Genomic DNA, 19,545 nt, shown 5'->3' with positions numbered 1-19,545 from the left:
GGAAAGGAGAAATATGAAAGCAGAGAATCCAATTTTACGAGGCTTCCATCCGGATCCCTCCATCATACGGGTTGGAGAAGATTATTATATGGCGAACTCAACGTTTGAATGGTGGCCGGGCGTCCGGCTCCATCATTCCAGAGATCTGGTACACTGGGAAATGATCGAGTATCCGCTGAATCGGGTATCGCAGTTAGATCTGAAAGGGGTGGGGGCATCTCAGGGGATCTGGGCCCCATGCCTGACTTATGATAAGGGAATCTTTTATCTGGTTTATACCGTGGTGAAGTCTTTTTATTGTAATATGTATGATACCGCCAATTATCTGGTGACGGCTGAGAATATCCACGGACCGTGGTCCGAGCCGACTGCGTTAAATAATTTCGGATTTGATCCGTCGCTGTTCCATGACGATGACGGAAAAAAATATATGGTCAGTATGGTGACAGACCACCGTATCCCGAAAAAATATAAGGGCAGGATTATTTTGCAGGAGTATGACGCGAAAGCAAAGAATATGTACGGTCCGGTTCGGTATATCTATACCGGCGACCGGATTTATCTGGAAGGCCCGCATATTGTGAAACGAGATGGTTGGTATTATCTGTTCTGTGCAGATACAGGAACGGGAGAGGCACACGGACAATCTATTCTTCGCGCGAAAAATATCTGGGGACCGTATGAATGGAATGAGAATAACTCGATCCTCACAACCCGGGATACACCGGATTTCCCATTACAGAAAGCGGGGCATTGTGATCTGGTGGAAACACCGGAAGGAGAATGGTATGCCGTGCATCTGTGCGGGCGTCCGCTGGAAAACAGGAATGCCAAAGACGCTCCCAGATTTTCGGGAGAGCGCAGATATCCGCTGGGAAGGGAGACTGCTATTCAGAAAATGGAATGGACGAGCGACGGCTGGCTACGTCTGGCGAATGGAACAAAGCTTCCGGATGAGAAAATAGAAGTCACTGGTCTGGAACCGTATGTGTTTGGGGAAAAAACATGTAGAGACGATTTTAAAGAAGAAACACTGGATCTGGAATATCAGTCTTTGCGTATCCCAATGGACGAAAGGTTTCTTTCCCTGAAAGAACGGCCTGGATATCTGCGCATGTACGGACGGGAAGGACTGTCTTCGAAGTTTGATCAGAGCCTGATTGCCAGACGGTGGACGGAATTTCAGTTTGAAGCGGATACAAAACTGGAATTTGAACCAAATGTATTTAAACAGATGGCGGGACTGATCTGCATGTACGATACGGATAATTATTTTTACCTGCACGTTACCTGTGATGAAGATTTGGGAAAATGCATCAGTATCCTGAAAGCAGAAAACAAAACCTACACATATCCGGTTGGATTTGTTCCGATCAAAGAAGGAAAACCGGTGTATTTGAAAGTATCCGTGGATCACGATAAATTACAGTTCTATTATGGACTGGGAGAAGAAGTATACGAACAGATCGGACCGGTATTTGATGCAAGCATCTTATCGGATGAAGCGTGCCTGGAGGGCTGGTTTACCGGGGCAATGGTAGGGATTTGCTGTCAGGATCTGACGGGCAGCGGAGCTTACGCGGATTTTGACTGGTTTACATATCAGGAAAAAGGGGAGTAAATATGGGAACAAAGAGGACAAAGACATCTATCAGGTTTCTGACTTTCTGGGCAATCAACGATTCTCTGGAAATCGGTAGGTTAAAACAGCAGTTAAAGGCGATGAAAGATTACGGTTTTCAGGGAACAGTATTTCATCCGAGATATTATCCGAATGATCCTCCATATCTTGGTTCCGGATATTTGGGAGTTTTGTCCGAATTGATCTTGTATGCGAAGGAACTGGGAATGGAGTTCTGGATTTACGATGAGAACGGCTGGCCGTCGGGACGCGCTGACGGGAAGGTAATGGAAGAACTGGGAGACTGCATCTGTCAGTGGTTGGTATATCAGGATGGCAGAGTGTGTAAAAGAGAATTCCATCAGGTGAATACTTTGTCTGAAAAGGCAATGGAATGTTTTGTGAGGATTACGTATGACGGATACCGAAACGGCCTGGATCAGGAGGCATTTGAATATGTGACCGGGTTTTTCAGCGACGAAGTGGGATTTTTGGACGGGCACGGAATATCCATGCAGACAGGCGGCATTCCGTGGACAGATGACCTGCCGGAAAAATATACGGAAAAATACGGTGAAACGATGCCGGAGCATCTGGAATATCTGTTTGTAGAAAAACCGGGATATGAGAAAATGAGGGTTCGTTTCTGGGAACTGCTGGCGGACATTCTGGCAGAGAATTATTACGGAAGAATCAACACCTGGTGCAGGACATATGGAAAAAGATACGCAGCACATCTAAAAGGAGAAGAAAATCTCTTTTTTCAGATATCGCCCGGCGGCTCGGCGTTCCGCAATCTGATCCGGGTCAATAATCCGGCAGTGGATGCGCTTGGGCGTGATCCGGGAAACCATTATTATCCAAGAATCGCTGCTTCCATCGGCAGACAGTTTGGAGATGGGAATTCGATGGCGGAGATTCTGGGAGGAAGCGGCTGGGGACTGTCGCCGGAGGATGTGGAACACAATATTGACTGGCTGGCAGAGTGTGGAATTACAACGTATGTCTTTCATATCAGCCAGTATCAGAAGAATACGGCGTCGATACGCGGGGACTGGCCGCCGGATATTCCGTTCGGAGTAAACTGGCGCGATGTGTTTCCTGCGTTGTTTGAAAAATTACATAAGCGCTGGGATGATCAGGCGGAACAGGAAAGGCCGGTTCTTATAATCGCACCCGCAAGAAGAGTGATGTCCACATATGATCCGGCAGACGCTATGGTGGTAAATGAACATAACGGAGCAGGGGTGCCGGACACGAAAAGCGGCGGATGCAGCAATCGGTTCAGTGAATTTATAGAGCAGATGTATCGGCGCGGCATGCAGTTTGATGTAGCAGAAGAATGGATGATCGAGAGATGCGGAACGATAAGGAACGGGAAATTCTATCTGAATTCACAGGCGTATGATCTGGTAATATACAGTGAAGAATGTCTGTGGGAAGAGACAAAAAAAGTGGCAGAATATCTACGGTCAGATCTGTTCCGATCGTCCGAGGTATTTCAGTGGACTGTAAAAAATGCAGGAAATAACCAGATTCTGCTAAAGGACTACGATACAAAGATCGAGTATCACGGCGGGAATGACCGGAAATCAGAGCCATGGAACATTTTGGCGTTGGACGTATTGTCAAAACTGGAGGTTATGGGAGAAGAACTTATCCCGAAAAAGAAAGAGTCAGGGGAATATTGGTATGAGATACCAAAGCAGATCCGGCGGCGGATCAAAAGAAATGGATTTGCAGTTATTCACTATGAAGGAACAGCAGAACAACCGGAGCCTCTGGTATTTCTTCAGGGAGAATTTCTGGTAAAGAGTACGGAGAGGTTTCAACCGTATGGCCAGAGACAGTTGGTAACTGGAGGCTCATTTTTCCTGGAGGACTATGATCTGACACTGGTAGACTGTGCACATCTGATAGAGTCTGGATTCCCGTTTATGAGAGAATGTATTACGCTGGAAAGCGAATTTTATATCGGCACTGGTCAAAACTGCAAGCTTGGCGCGGTTGAACACATTCATGCGGAAGCAGCAAAAATCTATGTGGACGGACGCGAAGCAGGGTATACATGGGGAGAAGAGTGGCGTGTAGACATCCCGGAGCCTGGACTACATACGATTACTGTGGATTTAATCCCGAGTACCTACAATACTTACGGACCTCATCATTATTACAAGGGAGACTATCATACCATCAGTCCCGCGCAGTATGAGGGAAAGAAAAATTTTGCTGATGCGCCGAATGCACCGGAGGAAACTCATACAGACGAATGGCATTTTGTGAAATTTGGTATACAGTAGTTTTGATTATGAGTGATACATTTGTGAACAGGAAATGGAATGTAACAAAAAGAAAGGAGCCAGGATCAATACGATGATAGATAAAAAAAACAGGCGAACCCTATATCAATATCTGGTTCGGCAATTTTTACCGTCCGGCATATGATGACAGGGAATTTGTGAAAGAAAGCGTCCGGCTTCTCAGGAGACTGGGATTCAACAGTGTCCTTCAGGATGCGAAAGCATGGGAGGATCTGGAAGAACGGTGTCAGGGAAAGGAAGCAAGTCCGTATGTCTCTATGCTGGAATATATGCAGCAGGAGATCAAAGAGAATGGAATGTCGCATGAGTTTATGGCACTCTATATGAATGGGGATAATCTCTATCCGAATATCCGTTTCAGTCCGCCGGTTTACGGGGAGTCTGTCATGGATCAAAAGGGAAATGATGGAAAATGGTACCGCTACTGGTCCGAAAAAGCGAAGGATTCTATGGAAACGCAGGACAGACGTGTCGGTTGCTTCGGCAGTATACCGTAAGAATCGTTGCCTGGAACAGGCGCAATAAAAGCCAAAACGGCAGGAAAGGAAATATCATGGAAGAAAACAGATTGACAGGATATGAGGAATGGGCGGAAGGAATCGCTTCAAAAATCCGTAAAAAGATGGAATGGGTAAGTGAAAAGAATAAAGATAAGATTCCCTATACGACCAATGAGGCGGGAGATTACGATGACCGCTCCGATACAAACAAAAAATGGGCTTTGGATGATGGCCTTAACTGGTGGACAAACGGATTTTGGGGCGGTCTTATGTGGCTGCTCTACCAGGACACGAAAGATGGGCGGTATGCAGAGATTGCAAGACTTTCTGAATACAGGATGGAGAAATGCTTTGAAGGCTTTTACGGGCTGCATCATGATGTGGGATTCATGTTCCAGCTTTCCGCAGTCGCAGATTATCGCCTGACAAAGAATGAGAGATCCAGAAAGATCGGGCTACATGCGGCGAATCTTCTTGCCGGAAGGTTTAATCCTGCTGGAAATTTCATCCGTGCATGGAATGAGGTTTCCAATGAGGATACTATCGGCTGGGCGATTATTGACTGCATGATGAATATTTCCCTGCTGTACTGGGCGTGGGAAGAGACAAAGGACCCGAGATTCCGTCATATTGCCATGGCTCATGCGGATACCGTGATGAAGCATTTTGTAAGACCGGACGGTTCTGTGAACCACATCGTGGAGTTTAACCCGGAAACAGGAGAAGTGGTGCGAAGCCTTGGAGGACAGGGATATGAAGAGGATTCATCGTGGACAAGAGGCCAGGGATGGGCAGTTTATGGGTTTATGATCAGCTATCGCCACACCGGAAAGCAGGAATATCTGGATACCGCAAAAAGAGTAGCCCATTATTGTATGGCCAATATCCCGGAAAATGGAATTATTCCGGTGGATTTCAGGCAGCCAAAGGAACCGGCGTATGAGGATTCCTGCGGAGCCTGCGTCATTGCCGGCGGGCTTCTGGAGATTGCGAAGTATGTGCCGGAACAGGAAAAAGAGATGTATGTGAACTCTGCGGTAAAAATTCTGAGGGCAATCGACGAAACCCGTTCGGATTGGGGCAGAGACTGTGATGCGGTCGTACAGAACTGTACAGGGGCATATCACAGCCCGGAACATCACTTTACCATGACTTATGCAGATTATTTCTTTGCGGAGGCAATCTATAAACTAAAAGGAACCGGAATATTTCTCTGGTAAAAGTAATGGAAAAAAGGAGAAGGATTATGGAATTAAGAACAGCAGCATCACCGAGAGATGTGAAGCATTATACAACAGAAAGACTCCGGGAGGAATTCCTGATTTCGCCTGTATTCTGCAGGGATGAGATCAAGCTGGTATACAGCCATATTGACCGTATTATTACAGGAAGCGCCATGCCGGCAGAAAAAAGCCTGGTGCTGACAGCAGGCCAGGAGCTTCGGGCTGAATATTTCCTACAAAGGAGAGAGCTTGGGGTGATCAACATCGGCGGCCCGGGAAGGATCCTGACTGATGGAAAGACATGGAACGTAGGGAGCAGGGACGGAATGTACATCGGCATGGGCGCGAAGGAGATTATCTTTGAAAGCGAAGACAGCGGGAATCCTGCAAAATTTTATCTGAACAGCGCGCCTGCCCATATGTCCTATCCCACAAAGCTGATCAGGCCGGAGGGAGAACCGGGGAAAGGGGTAGTGATCGTTCACCCTGAAAATAAGGTGGAGCTTGGAAGCCTGGAAACATCCAACCACAGAACCATCTGCAAATATATCCTTCCGGGTCAGGTGGAAAGCTGCCAGCTTGAAATGGGCATGACACATCTTGAACCGGGGAGCGTGTGGAATACTATGCCATGCCATACCCACGACCGGAGGATGGAGGTTTATCTGTATTTTGACATTCCGGAGGATGGATTCGTGATGCATTATATGGGAGAACCGACGGAAACCCGTCATATTATTGTACGAAACGAAGAAGCCGTCATTTCACCGAGCTGGTCCATCCATTCCGGCTGTGGGTCCCAGGCATATACATTTATCTGGGGAATGGTCGGAGAAAACCAGGATTTTGATGATATGGACAGCATTGACAACCGGGATTTAAGATAAGGAGAGGAAAAATGGATATGAACAAAATGTTTTCATTGACGGGGAAAACAGCACTGGTAACAGGCGCGGCATATGGGATCGGCTTTGCAATCGCGGAAGCGCTTGCGGGAGCGGGGGCAAGGATTGCCTTTAACTGCAGAGGGCAGGAGCATCTGGAAAAAGCCCTTGAGGCATACAGGGAAAAAGGAATTGACGCGAAAGGGTATATCTGTGATGTGACGGATGAGCAGCAGGTAGTACAGATGGTTGCGGATATTGAGAGGGAGCTTGGGACCATTGATATTCTGGTAAATAACGCGGGCATCATCAAGAGAATACCCATGCATGAAATGAGCGTGGAAGAGTTCCGGCAGGTTGTGGACATTGACCTAAACGCCCCTTTTATAGTATCCAAAGCAGTCATTCCGGGAATGATTAAAAAAGGCCATGGAAAGATCATTAATATTTGTTCTATGATGAGTGAGCTTGGGCGTGAAACTGTATCAGCATATGCAGCGGCGAAAGGCGGACTGAAAATGCTGACCAAAAATATTGCTTCCGAATACGGTTCGTACAATATCCAGTGCAATGGCATCGGTCCCGGATATATTGCCACACCGCAGACAGCGCCTCTCCGTGAGATTCAGGCGGATGGTTCCCGCCATCCATTTGACCGTTTCATTATCGGGAAAACTCCCGCGGCGCGCTGGGGGAATCCGGAGGACCTGATGGGACCGGCAGTATTTCTTGCCTCGGACGCTTCTGATTTTGTAAACGGACATATTTTGTATGTAGACGGCGGCATTCTGGCATATATTGGTAAACAGCCGTAAGGCGGAAAATGTTATATTAATTGGAGAATGTTTGTTATCAGATGGAGGAAAATAAAGATGAGAATCGCATTGATTAATGAAAACAGCCAGGCTGCAAAAAATCCTGTGATTGAAAAGGCCCTGAGAAAAGTAGCAGAGCCAATGGGATTTGAGGTGAAAAACTATGGAATGTATACAGCAGAAGATGATTGTCAGCTTACCTATGTTCAGGTTGGGATCCTGACGGCAGTTCTTTTGAATTCCGGAGCGGCAGACTATGTGATCACGGGATGCGGTACGGGAGAAGGGGCAATGCTTGCCTGCAATTCTTTCCCGGGTGTGATCTGCGGTCATGTGGAGGATGCATTAGATGCTTATACATTTGCCCAGATCAATGATGGAAACGCGATAGCCATTCCGTTTGCCAAAGGATTTGGCTGGGGCGGAGACCTGAATCTGGAATATATTTTTGAAAAACTGTTTTGTGAAAAAAGCGGGCAGGGATATCCGAGAGAGCGCGCGGTACCAGAACAGAGAAACAAGAAGATCCTTGATGAGGTAAAAAAAGTCACATATAAAAACCTTACAGATATCCTGAAAGAACTTGACCGGGAACTGGTGAGGGGCGCCTTATCCGGCGAACATTTCAGAGAATATTTCTTCCATGATTGTAAAAATGAGAGTCTGGCAGACTGTGTAAAAGAGATCATAGACTAGGGGGAAAATAAATGTTTTGTCTGAAAATCATTGACAAAAATCAGATTACCGCAGCAGTCAGCAGGGGTGAGCATGAGGTAAATCTGGCTGTATCACGGGAATATGAGGAGGGTGACAGGATTTCTCTGGAAGTCTCTGAAAAGCCCTGTTATGTATGGCTTCAGATTGATGACGCATTGGGAAAATCTCTTGTGTATGTTAAGGAGGATATCCAGTATACAGTGCCTTTTGGGGAGCAGAGAATGAACCTGTCCCCTAAGGCTTTTTCTGGGAAACGCCATCTGGTCAGTGTCAGGGAAGCAAGAGATTTTGAAATCAATACCTATAGAAATCTGGCATTGAATGTGAATGACCAGCACGGAAATACCATGTCGTTCCCCCATGCTTCTGCAAATGTGGAAACAAGAGGTGAGGCGGTTTTTGCTGCCCAAAATGCCATTGACGGAGTTACAGCCAATCACTGCCATGGAGAATGGCCTTTTGAGTCCTGGGGCATTAACCGGAACCCGGATGCCAGAATGAAGCTTGAATTTGGAAGAGAAGTGAAGGTTGACAGACTTATTGTTTACCTTCGGGCGGATTTCCCACATGATAACTGGTGGGAAAAAGCCACAGTAACTTTTTCAAACGGAGAAAATATGGAACTTACGTTCAGAAAGACAGATGAGGCGCAGGAATTTGTTTTTGACGCAAAGAAAATAAGCTGGCTGGAATTGTCACACCTGATTGCTTCCTGCGATCCCTCGCCGTTTCCGGCACTGACGCAGCTTGAGGTCTATGGGAAAGAAATAATGGAAGGGGAATAGAAAAATAGATTTGGATTGTGTTTGACCGGGATGAAGTAAAGGATTTTGATTTATTCCAACTTGAAAAACTAAAGAGCGAATTGCCTGACGCAATGGGGTGTGAATCTATGGTGCCAAAATTAGTACTGCAGGAATTCCAGAAGGACTCAATTGCGGAAGACATTATGGATTTTTTAGAAAAACCAGATAGCCTTGATAAAGAAGAATTGTTGGAAGAAATCCAGAGATTCATCAATGTGCATCTGGATTCTGAAGGAATGGTACTGTATAGGAATCTGCTTGGACATAACAGAGTATATGAATTGATTAAGGGAGGATTTCTGCCGGCATTGAAACTAGGAGGGCTCAAAGTAAGAAAAGAGACTTTATGCAAATTCCTTAAAGAATATGAGGGATTTGATTTGACTGATCTGACGAATGTAAAGAAATTGGATACAGAGAATATAGAATAGAAGGGACGGCATTTAAGTGATAATCCATATATCCTTAAATGCCGTTTTTTAATGGCAGTATACGATAGATAGAAGTGGTTTGATAAGTCTAAATGAGATAACAAAGAGTTCGAATTTGATGCAGATTAATTTTTATTATAGGAGTATTGATTGTTTGTATATATTGGTGTAGAATAATGTCGATAGATACTTAAAAAGACAAGTCAACATTTCTAACACGAAAAAAAGTCAACATTTGGTCAACATTCGCAGGAATCTGCACAGGTTTTACAAGAGATTTATCTTATCAGATTGGAATGTGCAGTGCGTGTAAAGTGCAGGAAAATGGGAATAATTTGCAAATGATAAAGTTAAATCACAGAGGAATAAGGTTACATGCCAGATGTAGGAAACAACCCGATGGTTGGTATGACTGTGGCTGTTGCGGTTAGCATCGAAGAGGCCAGCAAAGCAGGTAAATTCTAACTGAATTATAAAATACCATATAAAATCAGAATAAACGCCATGATTCAAATGAATTATGGCGTTTTAAATCTAATTTTTAATCTTTCTTTAATCTGGACCATATATAGTATAGTCATCAGAAACAAAGAGACATTGTTTAGGAAGAGATATTAAAAGAGTATTGTTCAGAAAAAGGAGGATTTTTCAATGAAGAGAAGACAGATGATATTAAGTGCAGTAGCAGCAGGAATGATTTTTGCAGGTGCGTTTCAGAGTGGCGCAGTTGCCGTGATGGCAGAGCAGTCCGCGGCAGAGAGCGGCATCCGGGCGAAAGCGCCGCAGCAGAGTACCACGTCAGATGCAGATGCGGGCAGCGGTGGGACAGAAACGGAAAACGGGCAGAGCCGGGGAGGTGCAGCAAAGCAGACGGCGGAGCTTACGGAGGAGCAGGCGAAGGAAATTGCGCTTGCGGATGCGGATCTTACAGAGGATGAGCTGACCGGAATCCGCGTAAAGCTGGACTGGGATGATGGAAGGCTGATTTACGAAGTGGATATGTATGTGGATGCCGAGGAGTACAGCTACGAGCTGGATGCCGCTTCCGGAGCAATTCTGGAGAGCGACTATGAGGTCGACAGAGAGTATGATAATGTGCCGTCAGACCCGGATGCACTGACAAAAGAGGAAGCGTCGGCAATCGTTCTGGAAAAGGTGGAGGGCGCTACCGAAAAAGATCTCCGGATAAAATATGAGCTGGATGACGGAAGAGAGATTTATGAGGGTGACATCGTATATGAGCAGCGGGAATATGAATTTGAACTGAATGCGAAAACCGGCGAGCTTCTGGAGTGGAGCGAGGAAAAATACTGATTACAGAAGCTGCGGCGGCAGGGAGGAAAACGGACGTGAGAATTTTAGTGGCGGAGGACCAGAGGGATATGAACCGGCTGATTTCAAACCGGCTGGCTGCGGAGCATTACAGCGTGGATTCCTGCTTTGACGGGCAGGAAGCGCTGGATTATCTGGAGTGTACGGAATACGACGCCGTCATCCTGGATATTATGATGCCAGTGATGGACGGACTTCAGGTTCTCAGAAAGCTCAGACAGAGAAAGGAACATGTTCCGGTTCTGCTGCTGACGGCTATGGACAGCATTGAGGACCGCGTAACCGGTCTGGATGCGGGGGCGGACGATTATCTTGTGAAGCCCTTTGCGTTTGAGGAGCTGCTTGCAAGACTGCGTGTGATGCTCAGAAAACCGGCGGCAGTAAAAACCAATATCTGTACGGTGGGGGATCTGGAGGTACATATGGATACGCAGCAGGTGCTGCGCGGCGGAAAGGAAATAAAGCTTTCCGGAAAGGAATTTTCCATTCTGCGCTACATGGTGCAGAATGCGGGAATCGTGCTCTCAAGAGAAAAGCTGGAGCAGCACATCTGGAATTACGATTACACGGGCAGCTCCAATGTGATAGACGTGTACATCCGCTATCTGAGAAAGAAAATCGATGACGGATATGAAAAGAAGCTGATTCATACGGTGCGCGGCGCCGGATATGTCCTGAAGGATACGCCGGGAGCGGCGCTGGAGGGATGAAGTGAAAAGGTTATCTCTGAAAATAAAACTGACGCTTTTATATACGATTCTGATGACGGCGGTGGTCTGCGGAATCCTTGGCATCCTGTTTTCGCTGAGCGGGCAGGAGCTGCTCGCGGGGGTCCAGAGCAGGCTGGAGCAGAAGGTTGCCGGGGCGGCGGACGACATCCGGTACGATGACGGGGAGCTTACCTTTGATTCGGATATTATGGATCTGGAATACGGCGTCTATCTGTCCATTTACGATGCGGACGGAAGGCTTCTGTACGGAAGAGTGCCGTATGATTTCGACAATTCCGCGCTGTTTGAGGATGGCAGTATCCGCAAATTTACGACAAACAATGTGAGCTATTATCTGCTGGATTTCTTTTATGCGATTCCGGATTATGGCTCTGTGGTAATCCGCGGGGTATCATCCATCACGGAGGCGGAGGCAAGCTATCGCTTTACCATCCGTCTGGCAATGATTCTGCTGCCGCTGCTGGTAATTCTGACAGCGGTGACAGGCTACCGGATGACACAGCGTACCCTGCGGCCGGTTGCCAGGATCACGGAGACTGTGCGGCAGATACAAAACGACGGCGACCTGTCGAGAAGAGTTGCGCTGGGCGAGGGAAACGACGAGATTTACCGTCTGGCAGAGACGTTTGATCAGATGCTGACGCAGGTGGAAGAAAGCTTTCAGCGGGAGCGGCAGTTTTCCTCCGACGTCTCGCATGAGCTGCGCACGCCGGTGGCTTCTGTTATGCTCCAGTGCGAGGATCTGCTGGAGCGGGAAGACCTGACAGCTCCTGTCAGGGAGGGGCTGCTGACGATAGATGCGAAAACGCAGTATCTTTCCCAGATGATTTCCCAGCTTTTGTTTCTGACGCGCGCTGACCAGGGGCGGCAGAAGCTGGAGCTGGAGGAGCTGGATTTTGGCGAGCTGACGCTCATGGCGTGTGAGGAAGCAAGGGAAATGGCGGACCGCAGGCAGATCACCATAAAGTGCCGGACGGAGAGCGGGTTGCTTCTGCGGGGGGATGAAACACTTTTAATCCGTTTCTGGATGAATCTGCTGAACAATGCCGTTACATATGGAAAAGAGCAGGGACATATTCTGGTGACGGCCGGGCTGGAAGGCGGACGGATAAAAGGGGAAATCCGGGACGATGGGATCGGCATCCGCAGGGAGGACCTTCCGCATATCTGGGAGCGTTTTTATCAGGCGGATACTGCCAGAACGGCGGAGGGAAGCTCCGGGCTCGGACTTTCTATGGTGCGGTGGATAGTGACGGCGCACGGCGGGGAAATTTCCGTCAGAAGCCGGTTCGGGGAAGGAACCGTGTTCTCTTTTTCCTTCCCGGCGGCGCAGGAAAAGGGACAGACCTGCGTGGAGGTAAAATAATATCCCGTCCGGCGCTGGCTTTTTCCGGTGGAATATAGTATAATGAGCAGGCGGCGGGAAGTACCCCGGTGCGGGATACAGTATAATGAGCAGGCGGCGGGAAGTACCCCGGTGCGGGGTACAGTATAATGAGCAGGCAGCGGGAAGTACCCGGCGCAGGATATAAAAGTCCGGAAGCTGCCGGGAATGAAAAAGACAGATACTGCCGCGGGAGGATACCGGGAATGATAAAGATAGATTTGATTACCGGCTTTCTGGGAGCCGGAAAGACGACATTTATAAAGAAATATGCGAAGCATCTGATGAAAGCCGGACAGAATATCTGTATTCTGGAGAATGATTACGGGGCGGTCAATGTGGATATGATGCTGCTGCAGGAGCTGGAGGGCGACCAGTGCGAGCTGGAAATGGTAGCCGGTGCCTGCGATAAGGACTGTCACAGGCGGCGCTTTAAAACGAAGCTTATCGCGATGGGAATGTGCGGTTACGACCGGGTGCTGGTGGAACCCTCCGGGATTTTCGACGTCGACGAGTTTTTTGACGCGCTGTGTGAGGAGCCGCTGGATAACTGGTATGAGATAGGAAATGTAATCGCGATTGTGGACGCCGGGCTGGAGGACAATCTGTCGCGGCAGTCAGACTATCTGCTGGCGTCGGAGGTGGCGGATGCCGGTATGGTCATCTTCAGCAGAAGCCAGGAGGTTTCCGCAGAGGCTATGGAAAAAACGACCGCCCATTTAAACCGCGCAATGGAGCAGGCGCGTTGCCGCCGCAGGTTTCAGAACGAGATTTTCAGTAAGCCGTGGGATGCGCTGACAGAAGAGGACTGGAAGCGGATTTCTGCCTGCGGTTACAGACAGGAGGCATATGAGAAATACGCGCCGGAGGACGGGCAGGGCTATTCCTCCGTCTATTTCATGGATATGCAGATGCCCGTGCAGGAGCTGCGCACCAGGGTGGAAAAGCTGCTCTCTGCTGCAGACTGCGGAAATATCGTCCGTGTAAAGGGCTTTATGCAGACAGAGGACGGAGGCTGGATAGAGCTGAACGCGACGCACCGGGAGATTTCCATCACACAGATTCCCAGAGGACAGAATGTTATTATTGTCATCGGGGAGGAGCTGGTGAAAGAGAAAATCGGGCGGCTGCTCACAGAGACGGTATAGCAATTCGTTGCTGTGAACGGAGCGAACAGTAACGGGCTGTGTAACAGCTCAGCTTTGAACTGTTACCGGGCTGCTTTTCGTTTTTTCGGTAAGGCGGAATTTTTGCTTGCATTTTAAAAGAATATGCGTTATACTGTCATGGTAAAAAGTTTCCTGCAGATATAGTTCATTGGTAGAACACCAGCTTCCCAAGCTGGGGAGGCGGGTTCGATTCCCGTTATCTGCTGCATACCCCGGTCAGAATATGACCGGGGTTTTGTTATAAAAAAATTTCCGCCTGTCACGGCAGAGCTTCCGGCATTTTTATAGCTTCCGGATAAATTCTGCTTTCACAAAGCCGTAGTATTTTCCGGCGATGCGTACATAATACCAGTCTTCCCCGTTTTTATCTTTCTGTGTATAATCAATCACCTCCACCGTATCTCCGGCGTAAAGTCTGGGGTAGCTTTTGATATTTTCATAATCGGTGCCTGCCCAGACGCGCACGTTGACGTCGTCCGCGATGCATTTTCCGCGGAACAGCTCCCTGCGGTCCGCCGGGTCACTGCCGCCGGAGGTCTGCCCGCTGCCGGATTTTACATAGCGGCGCACTTCCAGAAGCTGATAGGTGTGCCGGTATTCTGTCGCTTTTTTCCGAACCGGACCGATACCGGCTCCATGCCCGGACAGCTCGCCGTCTCCCATATAATATTCCACATGGCGGGAGTCGTAGCGGGACGGTCCCCAGAAAACCAGATCGCCCTCCTGCATCAGGGCAAGATCTTTTTTCGAAAGACTTTTTTTGCCTGCATTTGTATTTTGCAGAACAAGGGTACCCCTGTCAATCTGCTCGCCGGTCCATGTGCCGACAAAAATTCCCAGACCGCGCTCATAGCATTTCCATACCAGAGACGAGCAGTCCGAATATCCATCAAAAATGTGCTCCCGCAGATAACTCTGCGTATAGGAATTTCTTCCCTCGCGCGAACGAATCAGTTCGCTGACATCTGCAATGCCTGCCATCCTGTTACCTCCTGAAATCAGATTTCCCTATCAGCATATGCCAGATGTCCGCGTCATGTCAGAAGTTCCGGCGGATTTGACCGGGTGCCGCCTGAGATACGGGCATAGAAAAGCGGCAGCGTGATGTGGGGAGATTGCATGGGAATTTCCGGAAACACGGGCATAGAAAACGTCAGCGTGATGCGGGGAGATTGCATGGGAATTTCCGGAAACACGGGCATAGAAAGCGGCAGCGTGATGTGGGGAGATTGCATGGGGAATTTCCGGAAACGCGGGCATAGAAAAGCGGCAGCGTGATGCGGCTGCCGCTTACAGGGGTTATTTTCGGAATTCGATGCTTCCGTCCTCTGCGTTCATGGATTCTACAATGGCAAGCGATTCCAGCTGGATGCCTTTTGCGCGAATCATATCGCCGCCGCGCTGGAAGCCCTTTTCAATCGCCACGCCAATGCCCTCAACGGTGGCTCCGGCGCGCTCCACAAGCTCCAGAAGCCCCATCAGCGCGCAGCCGTTGGCCAGAAAATCATCGATAATCAGCACATGATCCTCTGGCGATAAGTATTTTTTTGAGACAATCACTTCGTAAATTTTGCCGTGCGTAAAGGACTGTATTTTCGTCACATAATTATCACTGTCCAGATTGATGCTTTTTGCCTTTTTCGCAAAAACCACCGGGACGCCGAACTCCCGCGCCGCAATCGCCGCGATACCGATGCCGCTCGCCTCGATCGTGAGGATTTTGTTAATATTTTTCCGGGCAAACAGCCGTTTCCATTCCTTTGCCATTTCCTCAAACAGCGCAATGTCCATCTGATGGTTGATAAAGCTGTCTACCTTCAGTACATTTCCCGCACGGACGATGCCGTCCTTTCTGATTCGTTCTTCCAATATACGCATAGCCTGTTTTCCCCTCTTTTGTATTTATTTTTCCCGGTCGTAAAAGCGTCTGCTTTCTTCCTTTATACGCTGATGCAGCTTCTGGCGCTCCTCGGCGAGCCGCTCCTGGATGGCGTCTGTGCGCGCCTGCATATGCGGATAAGCGTCCAGGATACGCCGGTGAAGCATGGATTTCTGGGAAAGAATCCGGCGGATTTCCCGGCTTATCTGCTCGGTGCTGTCACCGGTGCTTGCTTCGCCGACACGGCGTACCATAGAGGTAACGATGTGGGAGAATACGTAATCCGTTGCCAGTATCAGCAGAAAACAGATGCAGATAATGTAAAGCGTCTTCTCCGGGATGCGCGCGAACTGCCTAAACAGCGCCGGCGCAATCAGCTTTACAACCAGCACGCCGCCGATGCCGAATAAGACGCAGTTTCCAATCCAGATGCGTCCCTCCAGATTCATGGGGCGGTCGCTGTAATCCCACCAGCGGGCATGGAATACCTTTTCCATATACCAGCTTACAAAATATTCGAGGGCGCTGCAGAAAACGAAGCTGATCAGAAAAGCTTCAAAATAGGTGCAGTCGTCGCCCGCCGTAAAATGCACCACTGCTGTGACCAGCACGGCGCCGGCTCCGTAAATCGGGCAGTAGGGACCGATAAGAAAGCCGCGGTTGATAAAACGCCGGAACTGTATGTATTTCAGCGTAACCTCCATAATCCAGCCGGCAACGGAAAATATCATAAAGAGCAGAATAAAATAGCAGAGCATCTGAAGCGGTGGAATCTGTGTCTGTAATTCCATAAAAAAATCTCCTTGTATGAATAATGTATGTAAGTCTGCGTGGCAAAGGAATTTCTTACAGTTTATCATAGATTTTCCGGAAATACCACTGTTTTACGGAGGAAAAATGTAACTGTCGGAACAACAGTCGTGGATGATATTTTCCGCGTGGCTGAATACTTACGGAAAAATCAGGAATAATGTTATTGTACACTCCGTTCACGGAAGCAGTGGCAAATCTTTTTGCAGACTAGGAGGTGTTATGATGGCGAACAGAGGACTTGATTATACGGCGCTTGTAATTGCGGTAATCGGAGCGGTCAACTGGGGACTGATTGGAATTTTCCGTCTGGACCTGGTGAAATGGATCTTCGGGGATATGACCTGGATTTCCAGACTGATTTATGTGCTGGTAGGATTAAGCGGGCTGTATCTTCTCAGCTTTTTCGGAAGAGTGGGCAGCAGCGACGAGGTACATGCGTAAAGAAGCTTTTCGGGTTATGCCCCTTCCTGCGTTGTAAGACGGACATTTTTTGCGAAGCAATCAGCCGGATGCCCGTGTCCGCACGGATATCTGGCGGATGTCGCGGCGAATCTGGCGACAAATAGCAGGAAGGGGATTTTATCGGCAGGTGTTTTGTACGAAAATAAATACATAAAATCTGATATCCTTTCGTTGACAGAAAGATTTTCCAGTGCTATAATTCCTACTAAATATATAGGAAAAATATGAATAAGGACAGTGAAAGGAACGGTTACGGAAGGAAGAAAACCGGTAAACAATCGCTGGGAATCCGGCTTCATAAAAAGGAGGGCTTGTTATGGCAAAGGGCGGCAGTTACCAGAAAAAGGAAGGTATTCACCCGGAGAAGAGCGGCGGGGAGAGCACGCATCAGCACAGGGCACTGATTGGGTTTGATGACCACGGGATACCGAAAGTGCTGGTTCCGGCGGACGGAGGCGGGCAGACGCACACGCACATTGATGAAAACGGCAATTTGTATGAGCATTTTCACGAAGCCGGATTTACGGACGACTATATGAAAGCGGTGGCGGAATATAAAAAGACTTTTCCCTCCAGACAGGATGTGCTGGATAAGACGCCGGACCCGGCGGTGCGCCAGATGATGCGGAACATGGAGCAGATTGGCGCGGATACAGCGTTCGACCGGTTTGACAGCCAGAAACCGCTGTGCAGCTACGGCTTATCCGGAACCTGCTGCAAAATCTGTAATATGGGTCCCTGCCGGATTACGCCGAAAAGCCCGCGGGGCGTCTGTGGGGCGGATGCGGATCTGATCGTCGCAAGAAATCTGCTGCGCTCGGCGGCTGCCGGGGCGGCACAGCACGGTATGCACGCCAGAGAGGTGATTCTTGCTCTGAAATGGGCGGGGCAGGGGAAGCTGGACCTTCCGATCATAGGGGAATATAAGGTAAAGGCGATGGCGCAGGCGTTCGGGATAAAGACGAAAAACCGGAGCGTGAAAAAGATTGCCGTCGATCTGGCGGATGCGCTGCTTGAGGATCTCTCCCGCACGGAGCCGGATACATACAGAACCATCGAAGCGTGTGCTCCACAGGAAAGACAAAAGGTCTGGGAAAAGCTGGATATTCTGCCGGTCAGCGCCTATCACGAGGTTTTTGAGGCGTATCACAAGTCGGGCTGCGGCACGGACGGGGACTGGAGGAGTATTATGCAGCAGTTTCTGCGCTGCGGGCTGGCGTTTACATTTACCGGGGTGGTGGCATCTAATATTGCTACGGACAGTCTGTTTGGCGTCGGGGACCGGGTGACCTCGAAGGTCAATATCGGCGCGCTGAAGGAGGGCTATGTAAACATTGCAGTGCACGGACATCTACCTTTGCTGGTCAGTCAGATCGTAAAAACAGGAATGAGTGAGAAATACCAGAAGCTTGCGCAGGAAAGGGGAGCGAAGGGGATCCGCTTTTACGGAATCTGCTGCTCCGGTCTTTCCGCGATGTACCGCTATGCGGGAGTGATTCCGCTCTCCAATGCGGTCACGGCGGAGCTGGTCATGGGCACCGGCGCGCTGGATTTGTGGGTGGCGGATGTGCAGGATGTGTTTCCCTCTATCATGGAGGTGGCGAAGTGCTACAGAACCACAGTAGTTACCACCAGCGATTCCGCCCGGCTTCCGGGAGCGGAGCATATCGCCTATGACCATCATCACTCCAATATCGGCGAGACGCAGAAGATTGCGGAGCGGATTGTGGAGCGGGCAATCGAAAGCTTTGAGGCGAGAAGGGGGATTCCCGTTTTTATTCCGCCGTATGAGGTGGAGGCGGAGGTGGGATTTTCCGTGGAATATGTACATAAACGGTTTGGCAGTATGCGGCCGCTGGCGGAGGCGGTAAAGAGCGGTCAGATTCTGGGGATCGTCAATATGGTCGGCTGCAATAATCCCAAGGTGCTGTATGAGCGCGCTATCATTGATGTAGCGGATGTCCTGCTGGAGAACAATGTGCTGATACTGACAAACGGATGCGCCGCGTTTCCGCTGATGAAGCTGGGGTACTGCACGGTATCCGCCTGGGACAGGACAGGGGAAAGCCTGCGGGAATTTCTGCAGCCGGACCTTCCGCCCGTCTGGCATGTGGGAGAATGTATTGATAATACCCGCTCCTCCGGCATTTTTGCCGGGGTGGCGCAGGCGCTGGGAAAGCATATTTACGAAATGCCGTATGCGTTTACCTCTCCGGAGTGGGGAAATGAGAAGGGCATCGATGCGGCGCTGGGCTTCCGTCTGATGGGCGTTAATTCCTATCATTGTGTGGAAGCGCAGATTCACGGCTCCGCCAATGTGATTCATTTTCTGAAGGAAGGGACCAGGGAGACGCTGGGGTCGGTCATGCATGTGGATACAGACCCCAAAGCACTGGGCAGAAAGATTGTGGAGGATATAAAGGCAAAAAGAAGAGCTCTCGGCTGGGAGTGATACAA

At 49.0% G+C, this 19,545-nt stretch carries 19 protein-coding genes and 1 tRNA gene; 17 read left to right on the top strand and 3 right to left on the bottom strand.

Annotated features, from left to right (window positions below; all coding sequences use genetic code 11):
- Positions 1-13 precede the first annotated feature (13 nt).
- From NQ534_RS02825 to NQ534_RS02760, 14 genes are all read left to right on the top strand, one after another.
- Positions 14-1,621, top strand: a complete 1,608-nt coding sequence (locus NQ534_RS02825; RefSeq protein ID WP_006863507.1) for a glycoside hydrolase family 43 protein — start codon at positions 14-16, stop codon at positions 1,619-1,621.
- A 2-nt stretch (positions 1,622-1,623) separates the two neighbouring features.
- On the top strand, positions 1,624-3,921 hold the full coding sequence (locus NQ534_RS02820) for a hypothetical protein (RefSeq protein ID WP_006863509.1): 2,298 nt from the start codon (positions 1,624-1,626) through the stop codon (positions 3,919-3,921).
- A gap of 158 nt (positions 3,922-4,079) precedes the next feature.
- Complete coding sequence (locus NQ534_RS02815) at positions 4,080-4,439, top strand: hypothetical protein (protein ID WP_006863510.1); 360 nt, start codon at positions 4,080-4,082, stop codon at positions 4,437-4,439.
- A gap of 56 nt (positions 4,440-4,495) precedes the next feature.
- On the top strand, positions 4,496-5,662 hold the full coding sequence (locus NQ534_RS02810; protein WP_006863511.1) for a glycoside hydrolase family 88 protein: 1,167 nt from the start codon (positions 4,496-4,498) through the stop codon (positions 5,660-5,662).
- Between the two features lie 26 nt (positions 5,663-5,688).
- Positions 5,689-6,552, top strand: coding sequence for a 5-dehydro-4-deoxy-D-glucuronate isomerase (kduI, locus tag NQ534_RS02805; protein WP_040784672.1), 864 nt, complete (start codon positions 5,689-5,691; stop codon positions 6,550-6,552).
- A gap of 11 nt (positions 6,553-6,563) precedes the next feature.
- A complete protein-coding gene (locus NQ534_RS02800; protein ID WP_006863513.1) occupies positions 6,564-7,364 on the top strand; it encodes a gluconate 5-dehydrogenase in 801 nt (266 codons plus the stop codon).
- Between the two features lie 57 nt (positions 7,365-7,421).
- Positions 7,422-8,060 carry an RpiB/LacA/LacB family sugar-phosphate isomerase gene (locus NQ534_RS02795; RefSeq protein ID WP_040784674.1) on the top strand — a complete coding sequence of 213 codons (639 nt, stop codon included), beginning with the start codon at positions 7,422-7,424 and terminating at the stop codon, positions 8,058-8,060.
- 11 nt (positions 8,061-8,071) lie between these two features.
- Positions 8,072-8,866: a hypothetical protein gene (locus tag NQ534_RS02790; protein ID WP_006863515.1), complete on the top strand. Its 795-nt coding sequence runs from the start codon at positions 8,072-8,074 to the stop codon at positions 8,864-8,866.
- Positions 8,867-8,883: 17 nt separating this feature from the next.
- Complete coding sequence (locus NQ534_RS02785) at positions 8,884-9,318, top strand: hypothetical protein (RefSeq protein ID WP_006863516.1); 435 nt, start codon at positions 8,884-8,886, stop codon at positions 9,316-9,318.
- 651 nt (positions 9,319-9,969) lie between these two features.
- The gene (locus NQ534_RS02780) at positions 9,970-10,632 is read left to right on the top strand and encodes a PepSY domain-containing protein (RefSeq protein WP_006863517.1); all 663 of its coding nucleotides are present in this window, start codon (positions 9,970-9,972) and stop codon (positions 10,630-10,632) included.
- Between the two features lie 35 nt (positions 10,633-10,667).
- On the top strand, positions 10,668-11,360 hold the full coding sequence (locus NQ534_RS02775; protein WP_040784676.1) for a response regulator transcription factor: 693 nt from the start codon (positions 10,668-10,670) through the stop codon (positions 11,358-11,360).
- 1 nt (position 11,361) lies between these two features.
- The gene (locus tag NQ534_RS02770; RefSeq protein ID WP_040784678.1) at positions 11,362-12,747 is read left to right on the top strand and encodes a sensor histidine kinase; all 1,386 of its coding nucleotides are present in this window, start codon (positions 11,362-11,364) and stop codon (positions 12,745-12,747) included.
- Positions 12,748-12,971: 224 nt separating this feature from the next.
- Positions 12,972-13,913, top strand: a complete 942-nt coding sequence (locus tag NQ534_RS02765) for a GTP-binding protein (protein WP_040784720.1) — start codon at positions 12,972-12,974, stop codon at positions 13,911-13,913.
- 155 nt (positions 13,914-14,068) lie between these two features.
- Positions 14,069-14,139, top strand: a tRNA-Gly gene (locus NQ534_RS02760).
- Between the two features lie 77 nt (positions 14,140-14,216).
- Here NQ534_RS02760 and NQ534_RS02755 read toward each other — a convergent pair.
- A complete protein-coding gene (locus tag NQ534_RS02755; protein ID WP_006863521.1) occupies positions 14,217-14,915 on the bottom strand; it encodes an NlpC/P60 family protein in 699 nt (232 codons plus the stop codon).
- A gap of 138 nt (positions 14,916-15,053) precedes the next feature.
- Here NQ534_RS02755 and NQ534_RS02750 point away from each other — a divergent pair, with 138 nt between their 5' ends.
- Positions 15,054-15,212: a hypothetical protein gene (locus NQ534_RS02750; protein WP_157200755.1), complete on the top strand. Its 159-nt coding sequence runs from the start codon at positions 15,054-15,056 to the stop codon at positions 15,210-15,212.
- A gap of 21 nt (positions 15,213-15,233) precedes the next feature.
- Here the strand turns inward: NQ534_RS02750 and NQ534_RS02745 are convergent, their stop codons facing one another.
- Entirely contained in the window at positions 15,234-15,812 is a 579-nt protein-coding gene (locus tag NQ534_RS02745) for a xanthine phosphoribosyltransferase (RefSeq protein ID WP_006863523.1), read from the bottom strand.
- A 24-nt stretch (positions 15,813-15,836) separates the two neighbouring features.
- Positions 15,837-16,604: a putative ABC transporter permease gene (locus NQ534_RS02740; protein WP_157200756.1), complete on the bottom strand. Its 768-nt coding sequence runs from the start codon at positions 16,602-16,604 to the stop codon at positions 15,837-15,839.
- Positions 16,605-16,848: 244 nt separating this feature from the next.
- Here NQ534_RS02740 and NQ534_RS02735 point away from each other — a divergent pair, with 244 nt between their 5' ends.
- Both NQ534_RS02735 and cooS read left to right on the top strand, forming a co-directional pair.
- On the top strand, positions 16,849-17,067 hold the full coding sequence (locus NQ534_RS02735; RefSeq protein WP_040784680.1) for a DUF378 domain-containing protein: 219 nt from the start codon (positions 16,849-16,851) through the stop codon (positions 17,065-17,067).
- A gap of 337 nt (positions 17,068-17,404) precedes the next feature.
- The gene (gene cooS / locus NQ534_RS02730) at positions 17,405-19,540 is read left to right on the top strand and encodes an anaerobic carbon-monoxide dehydrogenase catalytic subunit (protein ID WP_006863528.1); all 2,136 of its coding nucleotides are present in this window, start codon (positions 17,405-17,407) and stop codon (positions 19,538-19,540) included.
- The last annotated feature ends 5 nt before the right edge of the window (positions 19,541-19,545 follow it).

The organism is Marvinbryantia formatexigens DSM 14469 (assembly GCF_025148285.1).
Lineage (GTDB): Bacteria > Bacillota > Clostridia > Lachnospirales > Lachnospiraceae > Marvinbryantia > Marvinbryantia formatexigens.
The sequence above is the reverse complement of the archived record's forward strand: the minus strand, read 5'-3'. Positions and strand labels throughout refer to the sequence as shown.